This window comes from Psychrobacillus sp. BM2, assembly GCF_048572895.1.
Lineage (GTDB): Bacteria > Bacillota > Bacilli > Bacillales_A > Planococcaceae > Psychrobacillus.
The window spans coordinates 2,280,480-2,294,492 of the sequence record NZ_CP183878.1; the positions used below are offsets into that span (position 1 = coordinate 2,280,480).

The 14,013-nt window shown below is 34.0% G+C and carries 18 protein-coding genes and 1 pseudogene; 6 read left to right on the plus strand and 13 right to left on the minus strand.

The genetic code is table 11. From position 1 onward, the window contains the following. Positions 1–29 precede the first annotated feature (29 nt). From ACN6MX_RS11130 to ACN6MX_RS11140, 3 genes are read right to left on the minus strand one after another with little or no spacing between them, the layout of a single operon-like run. Positions 30–596 (minus strand): hypothetical protein, encoded by a 567-nt coding sequence (locus ACN6MX_RS11130; protein WP_419958992.1) that lies wholly within the window; start codon positions 594–596, stop codon positions 30–32. 14 nt (positions 597–610) lie between these two features. Next, on the minus strand, positions 611–1,204 hold the full coding sequence (locus tag ACN6MX_RS11135) for a replication-relaxation family protein (protein ID WP_419958993.1): 594 nt from the start codon (positions 1,202–1,204) through the stop codon (positions 611–613). Next, positions 1,143–2,450, minus strand: a complete 1,308-nt coding sequence (locus ACN6MX_RS11140) for an FtsK/SpoIIIE domain-containing protein (RefSeq protein WP_419958994.1) — start codon at positions 2,448–2,450, stop codon at positions 1,143–1,145. Before ACN6MX_RS11140 ends, ACN6MX_RS11135 begins: the two co-directional genes overlap by 62 nt. A gap of 263 nt (positions 2,451–2,713) precedes the next feature. On the opposite strand from ACN6MX_RS11140, the gene ACN6MX_RS11145 reads away from it, so the two are divergent. Further along, the gene (locus ACN6MX_RS11145; RefSeq protein WP_419958995.1) at positions 2,714–2,929 is read left to right on the plus strand and encodes a helix-turn-helix domain-containing protein; all 216 of its coding nucleotides are present in this window, start codon (positions 2,714–2,716) and stop codon (positions 2,927–2,929) included. Here the strand turns inward: ACN6MX_RS11145 and ACN6MX_RS11150 are convergent. The 4 genes and pseudogenes from ACN6MX_RS11150 to comGA all read right to left on the minus strand — a co-directional run bounded on the left by ACN6MX_RS11150 (position 2,916) and on the right by comGA (position 6,202). Continuing rightward, positions 2,916–3,746 carry a helix-turn-helix domain-containing protein gene (locus ACN6MX_RS11150; protein WP_419958996.1) on the minus strand — a complete coding sequence of 277 codons (831 nt, stop codon included), beginning with the start codon at positions 3,744–3,746 and terminating at the stop codon, positions 2,916–2,918. The two genes, ACN6MX_RS11145 and ACN6MX_RS11150, sit on opposite strands and share 14 nt — an antisense overlap. A gap of 219 nt (positions 3,747–3,965) precedes the next feature. Continuing rightward, a pseudogene (locus ACN6MX_RS11155) lies at positions 3,966–4,130 on the minus strand (prepilin-type N-terminal cleavage/methylation domain-containing protein); the annotation flags it as partial. Positions 4,131–4,140: 10 nt separating this feature from the next. Further along, the gene (gene comGB / locus ACN6MX_RS11160) at positions 4,141–5,199 is read right to left on the minus strand and encodes a competence type IV pilus assembly protein ComGB (RefSeq protein ID WP_419958997.1); all 1,059 of its coding nucleotides are present in this window, start codon (positions 5,197–5,199) and stop codon (positions 4,141–4,143) included. Further along, on the minus strand, positions 5,186–6,202 hold the full coding sequence (gene comGA, locus ACN6MX_RS11165) for a competence type IV pilus ATPase ComGA (RefSeq protein WP_419958998.1): 1,017 nt from the start codon (positions 6,200–6,202) through the stop codon (positions 5,186–5,188). Before comGA ends, comGB begins: the two co-directional genes overlap by 14 nt. A gap of 174 nt (positions 6,203–6,376) precedes the next feature. Here comGA and ACN6MX_RS11170 point away from each other — a divergent pair, with 174 nt between their 5' ends. Both ACN6MX_RS11170 and ACN6MX_RS11175 read left to right on the plus strand, forming a co-directional pair. Next, positions 6,377–7,057: a helix-turn-helix transcriptional regulator gene (locus ACN6MX_RS11170; protein WP_419958999.1), complete on the plus strand. Its 681-nt coding sequence runs from the start codon at positions 6,377–6,379 to the stop codon at positions 7,055–7,057. Between the two features lie 142 nt (positions 7,058–7,199). After that, the gene (locus ACN6MX_RS11175; RefSeq protein ID WP_211894616.1) at positions 7,200–7,442 is read left to right on the plus strand and encodes a DUF2626 family protein; all 243 of its coding nucleotides are present in this window, start codon (positions 7,200–7,202) and stop codon (positions 7,440–7,442) included. A gap of 116 nt (positions 7,443–7,558) precedes the next feature. On the opposite strand, the gene ACN6MX_RS11180 is transcribed toward ACN6MX_RS11175, so the two are convergent. Then, entirely contained in the window at positions 7,559–8,197 is a 639-nt protein-coding gene (locus ACN6MX_RS11180) for an MBL fold metallo-hydrolase (RefSeq protein WP_419959000.1), read from the minus strand. 154 nt (positions 8,198–8,351) lie between these two features. Between ACN6MX_RS11180 and ACN6MX_RS11185 the strand changes: the two genes are divergently transcribed. Then, a complete protein-coding gene (locus ACN6MX_RS11185; RefSeq protein WP_419959001.1) occupies positions 8,352–8,531 on the plus strand; it encodes a DUF2759 domain-containing protein in 180 nt (59 codons plus the stop codon). Between the two features lie 53 nt (positions 8,532–8,584). Here ACN6MX_RS11185 and ACN6MX_RS11190 read toward each other — a convergent pair whose 3' ends face one another. From ACN6MX_RS11190 to rpmG, 5 genes are all read right to left on the minus strand, one after another. After that, entirely contained in the window at positions 8,585–9,694 is a 1,110-nt protein-coding gene (locus ACN6MX_RS11190; RefSeq protein WP_419959002.1) for a hypothetical protein, read from the minus strand. 91 nt (positions 9,695–9,785) lie between these two features. Beyond that, on the minus strand, positions 9,786–11,687 hold the full coding sequence (locus ACN6MX_RS11195; RefSeq protein ID WP_419959003.1) for an LTA synthase family protein: 1,902 nt from the start codon (positions 11,685–11,687) through the stop codon (positions 9,786–9,788). A gap of 226 nt (positions 11,688–11,913) precedes the next feature. After that, positions 11,914–12,108: a YqgQ family protein gene (locus tag ACN6MX_RS11200; RefSeq protein WP_419959004.1), complete on the minus strand. Its 195-nt coding sequence runs from the start codon at positions 12,106–12,108 to the stop codon at positions 11,914–11,916. Between the two features lies 1 nt (position 12,109). Beyond that, positions 12,110–12,694, minus strand: coding sequence for a 5-formyltetrahydrofolate cyclo-ligase (locus ACN6MX_RS11205; protein WP_419959005.1), 585 nt, complete (start codon positions 12,692–12,694; stop codon positions 12,110–12,112). Positions 12,695–12,752: 58 nt separating this feature from the next. Then, complete coding sequence (rpmG, locus tag ACN6MX_RS11210) at positions 12,753–12,902, minus strand: 50S ribosomal protein L33 (RefSeq protein WP_093538394.1); 150 nt, start codon at positions 12,900–12,902, stop codon at positions 12,753–12,755. Between the two features lie 174 nt (positions 12,903–13,076). On the opposite strand from rpmG, the gene ACN6MX_RS11215 reads away from it, so the two are divergent. Further along, positions 13,077–13,427 carry a hypothetical protein gene (locus tag ACN6MX_RS11215; RefSeq protein ID WP_419959006.1) on the plus strand — a complete coding sequence of 117 codons (351 nt, stop codon included), beginning with the start codon at positions 13,077–13,079 and terminating at the stop codon, positions 13,425–13,427. Next, positions 13,427–13,897 (plus strand): hypothetical protein, encoded by a 471-nt coding sequence (locus ACN6MX_RS11220; protein WP_419959007.1) that lies wholly within the window; start codon positions 13,427–13,429, stop codon positions 13,895–13,897. The genes ACN6MX_RS11215 and ACN6MX_RS11220 overlap by 1 nt, the downstream gene beginning before the upstream one ends. Positions 13,898–14,013 lie beyond the last annotated feature (116 nt).

Sequence of the window (14,013 nt, forward strand, 5' to 3'; positions counted from 1 at the left end):
TCAGTAACCTCTTTTTAATGCAAACTATTTTATTGAGGAGTAACCGATTCTCCAAGTGTTTTTAAAATACCAAGTAACATTGGCGACAGCTGGATTAAACAAAATCCCAAACTTGCTTTCATAACTCCGCTCATAGCTCTTTCTTCATTGCCAAAAAGTAAAAAGAACATTGAACCAACAACCATAATAGATGCAATCGGAAATGAGATTGTGACCATTAATTGAAGAATTGGATCCAGAACAGTTGTCAAAACATCAAGTGAAGCATCTCCAATCGCATTTACAGGAATCATGTTAGCATCACTATAAGCAATAGGAGTTTGAGTCAATTGTGAAATAGGAGTCATGATTTCCGTAGGTTCGATAATAGGGGTAGATGAAACAGGAATCATTTGAGTAGATTGTTCTATGATTGGAGTAGGTTTATCAAATGCCATGAATCCTAATATTGCAGATGTCGGAACGAGTGCTGCAATCATATATGTTTCTTTAGTTGCGTACTCGCTTCTATTATCCGATTCATCTTGAAAACGATGTGAGTAGTCTGTATATTCACTCTCAGGCACAACTTCAATTTTTGGTTGTCTTTTAAACATTCGCATTCCTCCTCTTATTTGATGTCACTAATTGTATACACTTTCACTTTTAAGCCCTCACACGCTTCTAATAACTGTTTCCGTCTTAATTCAGTAGTTGTAAGCCATAAAAGTGTCGGATAGTACCCAAATTGTAGTAGAAAATTTTGTATCATTTGTTTATACCTTTTTATTTTTTCTCTATTTTCCTTCATCGTCTGTATATTGTCGACTTCCAAAAAATGTTTAAAGTTGTTTTTGGTGAACATAGCATCTACCACAATATTATTCTTTTCGACTATTACTTTTATTTCATTTTGCCAGTCTCTAGGACAACCATAAAATAAATAAAACTGATTTCTCATAATAGTGTGTTGTACATGACTTCCCTTTTTCCTTATCTTGTCGCAATCGACATATTCACGACCAATTTTAGATAGATAATATACTGTTTGATGCCCTTCTTTTACTGTCATTAGATAATCAGACAAGTTGAAAAGTACTCTATTCGTATTTCTTACTTTTCCTAACTTGAAGCGTCTACTTAATTGATCTCGTGTGAGGAAATCAAGCTCTTTCAAAAGAAATAAGATTTGCTGGTCTCGACTCGATAATTGTTTTCTTTTCAAGTATGATTTCCTCCTTTTTGACAATGTGAGGAGTAATTGCATTATGGATGATTTCAGATGTAATTAGAGGAGTTTGAAGTATTTCTCGTTTAGATGCTGTTTGATAGATAGCCCTCCCAACGACTTGTGGGAGCAATTCTCCACCACTAGAATCCAATACTACTCTTGAAGCGACTTCGGACTGTACACGGAAACATATCTTTGCATCTGAATTTTGTTTTACTTGCCTTGGTAAAACATCTCCAACAGGATATTGAGTGGCTAGTATTTGATGGAATCCATTTGAACGTCCAATTCTAGCTATTTGAGACATATATGTCTGACACTGCAATTTTAAATCCTTGTCAGCCTTTCCAATTCCCTCCGCTGGATTCAGCTCTCCAGATTCATCGATTATAACGAAGTGTCTCTCATTGATATTTGCTTCTTTAACATTTTTCTTTCCCATCATTCTTAAACGACTCTGTATGTCTCTCATAGTCTCGTAGGCTTGCTGTAGTGTCGCTAGAGCTTCTTCAGGCTCATAGGCGATTGATACTGTCTGTTTTAGGTTTTCGTAGTCAGAGAACTCTACACCACCCTTTAAATCGATTAGGTGAAACTTCACATTGTCTGGTTGTGATTGGAGTAAACTGATAATCATAGAATTTAAGAAAGACGACTTTCCATATCCGCTTGAGCCACCTATTACTATGTGCGGTATTACATTGAAATCATGATATCTGAATGTATTTTTCTCTCTTGTCAGTCCTACAGGTATCTTCCAATCTTCACCTGTTTGAAATGGGACAAGCGTTGATAATGGCTCATCATATACACGAACTATCAACAATCCATCATATAGAAGCTCAATTTCCTTTTTGTCCGTCAACTTGTTAGTCCATAGGTCTTTTATGTTTTCAATGATATTTGAATCCAATGGGAATAACGTTTTTAAATCATTAACCGTTATTCGTTTCCTTCTGTTGTTTAAGCCATCCTCTAGGATTCTCTGTTTCTTTAAATAGTCCTCATAGCTTCTACCATAGGGAATACGGAACTTGTATTCAAAAAATCCCGGATGCTTCTTCTTCCTTATCAATTGAGTAGTTAAAGTTCTTCCTGTGGAGCCGTCTTTCACATTCAGACCACTTAGCGAGATAATTCGTTGAATCTTTCCGCTATCATTTTTTTCCGTTCCCTTTTTCATATAAGCTGCGATTCCTATTCCACTAAATAAAGTTGTGCTCAAAATTTCAAATATCATTCAAACATTCCCCCTTAGTTCCTCTTCGCCACAGGGTTATATATATCTATATATAGTTGCACAAAACTAGTATGCTTGAAATATGCGTTAAACTATTGATATAGCAGGATTTTAACGATACCAAGTAGAAGTACTAGGGTAGCAATTAATTTAGTAGCGTATTAGGTAGTCGAGTTGGCATGTTATATCCTATTACACTAAACATAAAAAAATTACACATATAATAAAAAATTTACATTTAACATAAAAAAGGAGTATTCGCTATGGGTCATGAAATTAAGATAAAATTGGATCAGTTATTGTTTGATAACAGAATGACATATCAAGAGCTTGCTGATAGAACTGGATTGTCCACACGAACTATTTCTGAATTAGTAAACAACAAAGTTGAAAGAATACCGAAGAAAGCGATTTGTTTAATTGCTGATGCTTTAAGTATTGATGATATAAGTCAGATAATTGATTTTAAAAAAGCGTGACGAATTCACCACTCATATTCACATAGCCAAATAGTGGTTTTTCATTGATTTCAGTTGATTCTGAGCCTTCTAGGTCATATAGCGACTTGTCTATCATCTTCTTCAAAGTACCGTTAAAATAACCTGTTAAACTCTTTATCTGTTTCTTTTTGCTAGACTGCATAGTTACAACTAAAGACTGTATCGCTAAAGCCTCAAGTTGCTCTTTTATGTCGCTAAAAATATCCCACTTCAGCATCTGGATAGACTGAGCTTTAAAAATGCCAAACAGACGGCACACAAGCTTCTGATTGCCTTCTCCTAGGAAAGACTCTACTAGTCCCTTGAAACGACTGTAGTAAGTCTTAGGATAGCTTACAGGTGCTTGTGTATACGTATTATTAATAAAGTTATTTTGTTTATAAAGAGAATAAGGTTCATTGTCTGTTTTAGTCGCTTCAGTAGTTGGTGTAACTGATATAGTACTCTCTTGGCGAGTGTCCATATGCGACTGTTCAAATGGAAGAATTAGATAGATGTTAGCTCCAAATCCTTTAGAAACTTTTCTAATAAATGGGATACGCTTAATAATCCCAAGCTTCTCAAGTTTTTTGATACATCTTCTAATAGTGGAGTTAGATTTTTCTAGCTTCTTTTCGATCGTTTCATGCTTTAGTTGTGACACACCTGCATATTTGCACGAAAAACGACTAAGTAAAGCTAATACTTCTTTTTCTGTAGAGTTTAAGTGGAAGTGGTTGTGAGAGAGGTGTAAAGCTACTGCTTCATTCATTTCGTGCTTGTTATTAAAAGTTTGATAATCTGATAAGTAGTTCATCTGATTTAGCTCCCGTTGAAACTAAAAAGAAGCCTTACCTATGTAATCCTAACCCTTGAAATTTTTATGAAAATCAAGTAGAATTGTCCTTAGATAAGTAGTAGTGTTTGTTCCCAACTGTCGGCAAAACGAGAGGGAATAAGCACTCTTTTTAATTCCGCATATTTAAGGAACGCTCTCAACCGTTGATACTACTGGTTTTTTAGAGAGGTTGCTTATTCCCCTCATTATATTTACAAATGCTTGACAGCTTTTTTCATCAATATTTGCAGAATGCTTTGTCACATTAGGTATTGATATAAGGATCAATACCGATATAATAAGCAAAACAATCATCATTTCCACTAGAGTAAAACCTCGATTATTTTTCAGTAATTTTTTCATAATTTCTCCTTTACACAATGTTAATCATGTTATAAATAGGCAGTAATATTGCCAAATAAGCACCGATGATAAAGACAGCTAAAATTAAAAATAAAGTTGGTTGAACTATACTTATATACTGAGAAAGCTTTCTTTCAATTTCTTGGCTAAGAAACTCATTGTAGAGTGAAAGCTCTCTGCCTAAATAACCACTATTTTCACCGTGCACTACAAAATGGAATAATTCTGTTGTAAATGAGTCTAAAAGCAAAACCGCCTGAGAAAATGATTCACCGTGTACAACCTTTTCTTTCATTTGTTTTCCAATAAACTGGAGCACCTGATGTTCCTTTTGAGAAATTAATGCCTCCAATGATTGTTGTAATGACATACCACTCTCCATGAGTCCGCCCATCTCTCTTGCAAATACTCTCGTCAGTAGTAAACGATACCAGCTTCTCGCTATAGGCAATCTCAAATAAATCAAATGTTGCTTCTCTGTAGGGAGCTTTTTCAATAAAATATACGACAACATAAAAAGACAGGAACAAATTATGGCAGTTATGAAAAATATATTAGGCATTTGCAAAAGATATCCTGTCCAAGTAAGGGAGTTATCCGATGACTCATTTCCTCTGGAACCAATTAAAGATTCCATATTTGGTAAAAAGTAAATTCTAAACATCGTAAACAATAAAAACAGTATCATAAATAAAAATACTGGATACAACAGTAAGTTATTTAAACGTTTTTTTGCACCTTCAAAAAAAGCAGTATTCACGCTCAATACAGTAATTGTTTGTTGTAATTGACCATGAACTGAAGCAAGATTCAATGGCAATAATAATCTACTAGGAAAACCTAATAATTTAAATACATCAACTACAGCTAATCCATTTCGTTGTACTTCAGTTATTCGTTCGCTAACAATCTTTGAATCTTTCACATGAAACGGCAACAACATAGTGACCGATTCGTGAAATGTATAGCCTTCTATTAAGAGATCACTTAGCCTACTCAAAAAAGAGGAATGCATATTTGGTGGAATTGTTTGATGCTTCCTTTCCATATATCTTTTAACTTTTTTCAATAACACCTTCTCTTACCCCTCTCTCAATTTGATAGGATAAAGAAAGTGTATAAGGAATTCGATAAGCTTTACCAGTTACCATAGATTGAAATGCTTCCTCTAATAATTCATCTGAAAGAATTTCAAACACTGCAGATAATTCAGATTCTAACCCTACTGAAGCAACCACAAGTCTTTGAGTAACGATGCCGATAATGGTCTGCCTTAACTCTTCAGTTGTGATTCCTAGATCCAGTAGACGATAAAGAGATCCTACACCGTCCTTTGCATGAATTGTTGACACTACAAGATGACCTGTGAGCGCAGCCTGAATCGCTGCTTTTGCAGTCGCCTCATCGCGAATCTCCCCTATCATGATTACATCTGGAGAATGACGCAGTATTGCCTTTAAACCTGTAGAATAGGTTACTCCGGAACGTTCATTTACTTGTATTTGAAGTAAGTGAGACTGACTATTTTCGACAGGATCCTCTAAGGAAATTACATGTCGATTTAAATTTTCTGCACAATATTTGGTAAGCGAATACATAGTGGTGGACTTTCCAGAACCAGTAGGACCAACGAATAAGATCAGTCCTTGACGATTATTCGCAAGTTCTACAATTTTTTCTGTTGCGTCTCTAAATAAAGAGAGGGAATGAATAATTTTGGCGTTGTCATGTTGTTGGAGGCGAATTACCATACTTTCCTTTCCAAAAATAGAGGGAAGTGTAGAAACACGAAATGAGAATTTATGAGAATTGAATACTTGTTGAAAGGAACCGCTCTGTGGCTTTCTTTTTTCGCTGATATCAAGAGAGGATAAAAATTTGAAGAATGAAATGATACGTTCTCCTATCTTCAAAGGCAGCTTACCTGCTTCGAACATCTGAGAATTTTTTTTAAAGTAATAAACATAGTCTTCTTCGTTAGGAATCAAATGTAAATCGGATGCACCAAATTTATGGGCTTTCATAAGTAATCGAAAACATTTTTGTTCTATTAAATTTTCTATTTGCTGCATAAGTTTCCTTTCCCCAGATACAAGTTGCGACCGCAAACAGCTTGTACTTAGTATTATACTTGCTAAAGTATAAAAAAGGAAGTAGTTGTTTTAATTTTCTGTTATATAGAATTATTTTATTATTGTTTCGTTCTTGATTATAATAGTAACTAATATCAGAAAGAAGGTAATTGCATGCCAACTACTTTAAAGCTTACAAATGCTTTGGCAGATGAAACTAGATATTCGATTTATCTTTATATTGTAAAACAAGTACAACCAGTTAATGTGCAACAAATTGCAGAGCAATTCGGCATTCATCCTAATGTAGCGAGACTTCATCTAACTAAACTTAATGAATCTAAGCTAATTACTTCTGAATTACTAAATAATAAAAAAGGCGGTCGACCAGCACGTATATATACACTTGCAGATCAACCAATTTATTTGAGTTTTCCTAAACAAGAAAATCATTTGCTGTTAGAGTGGTTATTAGAATTAGTTGAAACTATGGGAACAGAAGCGCTTAATAAAGCCAAAAATATTAGCTATAATTCTGGATACAATTCTATACAGCAGTCATTATTAGCTGCTCCGAGCTTCGATCAAAAAATAGAGCTACTATCTGCTGCTGCGCTCTCTGTAGGCTATATTCCTAATACCCGGAATAAAGAAGATAAACAAATTATTACATTCTCTATTTTTAATTGTCCTTATAAAGGGCAACTATCCAAGCATCCACATATTATTTGTAGTATTCATGAATCCTTTTTAAAAGGACAGTTTGATGCTTTGTTCCCAAATAATGAGTTCATTCAGCTGGAAAGCAAACAAAATCACTGTAGCAATTGCGTATATCAAATAGAAGTTCTATAATGAATGAATAGATAATACATATTTGTGACAATGCAGAGTATAATGTGTAAAGAAAACTAATAATCAGTTTACATGTACGAACACTTTCATTTATAATAAATATGAGAATTATTTGTATGGTTTGTAAAAGGAGGGACTACAAATGGGCAATATGTATAAAGTAATGGCTTTCTGGACAGGGATTTTCGCAGTTATGTTTTATTTAGGTGATATGCCAGAAGCTTCTTTACTATTTTTAGCAAATACGGGATTATTCCTTCTTTTAGGGTTTTTAAACCTTTCGGAACGTATGTATATGTACATCTTCGGAGCTTACTTAATGTTCTTCTTCGCAGGTTTTACATATTACACGACATTCATGCACGTACCAGGTGCGGGACATTAAAAATTTATAGCAAAAAAGCAGCTCATTTACTGAGCTGCTTTTTTGCTATAAAAAATTATTTTTAGAGTTTTGCATCACTGCCACCTAATTTGTAAAAGCTATCATAAAGTAACTTTTTAAAATCCATTTAGGAATGGATTTGAATCCATCTCTGCTTCTATTGTCGTGGAAGGGCCATGACCTGGATAAACAAGAGTTGTTTCTGGTAATGTTAAAAGTTTTGTATGAATAGCTTTCATAAGTTCTGGCTGGTTGCCTCCTGGAAGATCTGTTCGACCGATACTATTTTGAAAAAGTGTGTCTCCCACAATGGCAAATTGGTCTTGTTTAAAATAATAGGTTAAACTCCCAGGCGAATGTCCTGGTGTATGTAAAAGATCCATATGGAATTCACCAATTTTCAACTCCGACTCACTATTTAATAAAACTTCTGCCTCATTACAAATTATTGATGGAATTTCTGCATATTTGGCTGAACCATTTTTTGAAGGGTCCACTAACCATTTTTTCTCTGATGTATGGATATACACTGGAATATCAAAACTCACTCGCACTTGTTCCACAGCTCCAATATGGTCAAAATGTGCATGAGTCAATAAAATAGCTAACGGTTTCATCTTTAAACGATGAAGTTCGCTAATTATTTTCTCCCCCTCACCTCCTGGATCAAAGATTAAGCATTGCTTCATAGTATTTGAAACAATGTAACAATTAGTTTGAATATAACCTAATGGATAAGTTCGAACGTTTAACATAATAATCACCTCTTTCTTATCTTAAACGATTTATCCTCAATTGTTCAATAATTCACCACTTTTCTACTCGACAAAACTTACTTTTAGAATTACAATAGAAGAGGAATATGCAAATGCGACATTCATTTTCTGATGTCGAAAGGAGTGTCTTTTCATGAACTTATTAATGGTTATCTTTGGTCTAGTTACACTTTTAGCTGTAGTTGGCACTTATCAAGCATTTAAAGAAAAGAATGTGTTAGGTGTTCTATTTAACTTTGGCACACTCGCTGTTTTTGGCTTCTTTACAGTCATGACAATTGTGAACCAAGGTTTCCCACCAAGCTTACACTAAAACGTAATTAAAAAAGCTGCTATACATTACTTATATGTATAGCAGCTTTTTTTCTATTCATTAAAATATATCCATTTCTTCTCGTCCAACGAATTTGTTTGAATCCAATTTTCTTTTGCATATCCACCCAAACAAATTTCAGCATTTGGAGAGCAAGAAATAGGTTGTTCTTCTATTTCCCCAAAGATTTGTTGTTGGTCAACTATAGAAATCTTTGAAAGTATACTTTTTTGGCTAGCATCATCCTGATTTCTAGATTCTTTAGCATTTAGCAAGATAACTTCTGTTGGTGAAACAATAGACATAGATGGGATGATCCATTCAGAGTAATTTGAGACTGCAGGTGTTGCCCATTCAAATTTTCTACCATTCAAATCTTCTATACGATACTCGAATTGTTTTTCCTCTTCGTTTATTTGAACGTAAACAATCGCTTCTCCGATATTTGTTGCATCTAATACCTTTTCTTCACCAGTGCTCTTTAATGTTTCATCTAAGATCGAGTAAAGTAAAAGTTCACTCCCATCTAGGCCAGAGTCAGACCATCTAAAAACCATTAAATTTTCCTCGTCATACCATTTCACAAACGGATTTTCTATTTCGATAGACGTTAACTCTTGTGTGGCTAGATCATATACGAATGTACTATAAGTCCAATCCTCATAAAATGTAGAGAAAACAACTAAGTTTGGGTTTGTAGGATGCCAATCCATATAAATTTCAGCGGATTCAAACGATAGGCTTTGAAGAACATAACCATTTTTATGTAAAAATTGAATTTCTGCGGATGAAGAATCTTTAGAAGTATGTAATAAAATCATTTCTTTAGAAGGATGAATAGTCCCTTGAATAATAGGAGTAGTCGTAGTATAAATTGTCCGCCAACTATTTGTTGGAACAGTATATAATTTAACTAACCACTGTCCCTTTTCTGCAACAATTATAACTATTTCTTCGTTAGACAACCAGCCTACTAAACTATGAAAGGCACTGTTATCTAATAAAATAGTTGGTATTTCTTCATTAGATGTTTTTTCAACTATTTCAATATCCGATGGAAGTTTCTGTTCATTTTCCTGCTCTGCTTTAGGAACACTCGGTCCAATGTCCGCACAAGCTTGAAGTAAGAAGACGCAAAATAATAATATAACGACTTTTTTCAAGCTACTCCCCCCTTCATATCATTATAGACGAATGTAACTTCATTTTGTTTCATATAAAAAGCACAGACAAGAAATATGTCCGTGCTTTTTCTTATTCATCTTCTTTTAATGCCTCATCTATTAGCAAGTTCCCGGTCTTCAAATCATAAAAACGCAATAAATCACCATTAATAATTTGATCCGAATAGCCAAGTTCCTGAGTAGCTCTATCTATATAAGGCTGACAGCTTTCCATCTCAATTTGTAAACCTGTTGCATTATCATAACAAACGTTACCAGCATAAACAACTTTGTCGGTTACAAATCCACCATCACGAAATACAACAAATTCTTCGTGCTCTTCAGAGAACAAATCTGCACCAAGCTGCATATCTTTAGATGTGTCAACACCTAAAGCATGTAAAATTGTTGGACGCAAATCAATTTGACCCGCTGTTTCAGTAACTTCTTTACCATCTCCACTATTTGGAATATGAATGAATAATGGTACACGTTGAAGCTTCGCTGATTCATATGGTGTTATTTCTTTTTCTAAATATTGTTCCATTGCTTTGTTATGATTCTCAGAAATACCATAATGATCTCCGTACATAACGATGATAGAATTATCATACAATCCTTGTTCTTTTAAGTCCTCAAAGAATACTTTCAATGCTTCGTCCATATATCGAACAGATTGGAAATATCTATTGAGTGTATTAGAGTTGGAATTATATTCAGGAATAAGCTTATCTTCTTCATCCAAAGTAAAAGGATAGTGATTTGTTAACGTAATTAGACGTGAATAAAATGGCTGTGGCATATCTGCCATCAAATCGACTGATTGTTCTACAAAAGGTATGTCCTTCATACCCCAGTTTACAGCATCCTCTTCGTTCACTACATAACTTTGTTCATCATAATACTTTTGAATATCCAATGCTCTATACATTATATCTCGATTCCAAAAACTTTTGTTGTTAGGATGCAATACGTTAGTATAATATCCTTCTTCACCTAAACTTTCTGCCATCGAATGGAATGTGTTTCCACTATGTGTAAAGAATACTGCTCCCCCACCTAATGGATATAGAGAATTTTCTAGTAAAAACTCTGAGTCAGACGTTTTCCCTAACCCTGTTTGATGGTAAAAATTAGAGAAATAATAAGTATCTTTATCTTGAGTTAGTGAATTTAAAAATGGTGTAACCTCATGTCCATTCATATCATTATTAATAACGAAAGATTGTAAGGATTCCATCGAAACTACGATTAAATTTCGATCCTTGGCAACCCCAAACATTTTCTCATTGGCATCTACTTGGTTAGATCGAACATAGTTATTTACTTCTACTAACTCACTTCCATCAGCAAGTGCTCTTTGAGCATGAGATTTAGATTGGATATATATATCATATAAATGATAGTTATATGGTCCAATATTCTTTACTAGCATTTCACGATCAAAGCTTCGTGTTAATAGTTGTGGTCGTTCAATTTCAGATAGACCTAAGTTTAAAAATAGAATAGCAGCAGCCATTACAAAATAAGCTCTTCTTACAGCTGGCTTCACAAGCGTAACTTTGTCTCCAATTTTCAACCATTTCAATGCAATAATGATGATGGCAACATCTGTAAAATAGAAAATATCCGTTAAAAAGATACTTTCTGCCGCTGATGCGCCCAAATCGCCAAAGTTACTTGTTTGAAATAGCACAGGAATTGTAATGAAGTCTGTGAAAAAACGGTAAAATACAGCGTTTGCATATAAAACAGCTGAAAGTATGATGCTAGCAATTAATATATATCTATTTCTAGCTTTAGGACTTTTAAAGAACAAGGAAAGTCCATAGATAAATAGTAAAAAACTAAGCGGATTTATAAAAAGAATCAGTTGTTGCATCGAATTTTCAATATCCATGTCAAAGCTTGTGTGGTAAACAATATATGTTTTTATCCATGTTGCCACAATAGCAAGAATCAGAATAGAATGTGTTGGCCAATTTTTTTTCATTATGCCTACACCCTCCCTTTTTTTTACTCTTTAGTTAAATAAGTTAAAAGTAACAGAACTTATCTTAATCCTTTCTTTACAATAAATCAATATAAAAGAAGAAGGATTTTGATATAATTGTACAAGTCTTTCATACCATACCCTATATTAGACGGATTCAACCAGTAAAAAGTTTCATTTTTTCATAAAAACATAACACGTCAGAGTAAATCAACTCTGACGTGTTCTAAATTTTACTATTACTTTGTTCTTGTTTCAATAATAATATAGCTATTTGAAAGTCTTTTGACTCAATCATTTGCATTTTATAAAGCTCTCTAACTTCATCTTCCATTATTTCTAAATCTGCTAAGCGATCTTTTGTATATACATATATCCCAAATCGTTTTAAAAGTTGCATAACATCATATACTGAATTCATCCTATTCATCCTTCTGCCGAATCTGTTTGCACAGGAAAGTTTCGTTCGGTGTAATAATTTTATCTACTGGTATATCAAATACATCATATTCAACATATTTCACCACTTGAATATCAAATGCCAATGACAATGTGTCTCCCTTGTAATTCATAAGGAAACGGTCATAATAGCCTCCTCCATATCCTATGCGATATCCTTTTTCGCTGTATACGATCCCCGGGACCACTAGTATATCAATCTCCTGAGGAGTGATTGCTTTAGATATTAGAGGATTTGGTTCAAGTAAATGCATATATACCCGCTCTAACTGGTCAAAATTTTGTATTTGATAAAATATCATGGATTTATCGAAAGGTGTACATTTAGGCACTGCGACATTTTTCCCCATACTCCATAATTGTTTTATTATACCCCATGTATCGACTTCGGGGAAGCTAGATATCGTTAACCCAATAGTGGAAGCGTCTGTTGCCGCTACTTGTCGCAAAAACTGATCTTCAATTTGTTTTGAGTAGTTATTATATGTTCCTTCATCTAATGAGGTTAACTGGTCTCTCATTGCGTTTCTCGTAATTTTCTTTGTCATTGTCATTCCTCCAACAATAGAAAAAAACCAAAACCATAATCGGTTTTGGTTTAGGTTATTATTTAGTTTCTCTATGAGTAGTCATTTTTTTATCACGAGAGCAATATTTTTTAAGTTCAAGACGTTCTGGATTGTTACGCTTGTTTTTCTTAGAAATATAGTTGCGCTCTCCGCAATCTGTACAAGCTAGTGTAATATTAACGCGCATGGTTGTCCCTCCCACTCTTTGTCAGGATTAAATATAAAACTTGAGCATGATTTATACGACTAACCAATTATAGCATACATCAAAATAAAATCTACTATTAATACAGGAAATTATTCAATTTTTTTTCGAATATGTTAGTATAAGTGTATAAATATAACAATAGAGGTGAGTATTATGGACTTTTCCATCATTATAATGATTATAGGTATTGTACTAATCGCAGTTTCCTTTTTCTCCAAGGATTCCTCCAAAAAAGTGGAATCAGAATTAGAGGATCTATCGTTCACGGTTTATCAAGAAACGAACGCTATCAAGAGAAGACTTAAAGTAGTAGAGGAAGAACTACTTATAGAATCTTCAAAAGTCTCTATACCAGTAAAAAAACAAACAAAGCCAGTCATTCATGATATTATAAAAAACCAAGTTTTGGAATTACATAAACAAGGCTATTCGTTAAAGGAAATTAGTGCGCGTTCCTCTTTAAGCATTGATGAAATTAAGTATGTAATTGGTGGTGGAAAGTGATGAATAGAACCATTCGAAATATTGGAATTGGATTATTTCTTGCTGGGGCTGCATTTCAAATAGAAGAATTTGTCGAAACTGAGGATATTACTTCTACTAGCACAATTACAGATGAGTCTTATAATCAGGCTCAACAAGAACTTATTGATGTGAAAAAACAACTAGCAGAGCTTCAACTAGATTTGAATAATGCGCAGCAAGCCCAAACAAATACATCAGAAGAAACTGTTCCAACCGAAACAACGGCTGAACATTCCCAATCTGAAGCATCAATGACTCTCTCTATTCAATTAGGTATGACATCCTCGGAAATCAGTGCAAAATTAGAAGATGCTAATATTATTCTAAATAAAGTGGATATGAATAATTATTTATCGGATCAAGGTTTAGCTGGGCGCATTCAAGTAGGAAACTATGAGCTTAACTCTTCCATGTCTTTAAAACAAATTGCCGAAACTATTACACGCTAAGAAAAACCAGGCAAAAAGATGCCCAGTCCTTTAAGGTCAAAACCTGTTTTTATCGTTTTCGCAGGCTCCGGACAGACGTTTTAGTATGAAATTACCGATTGAATTTTTAGGGATGC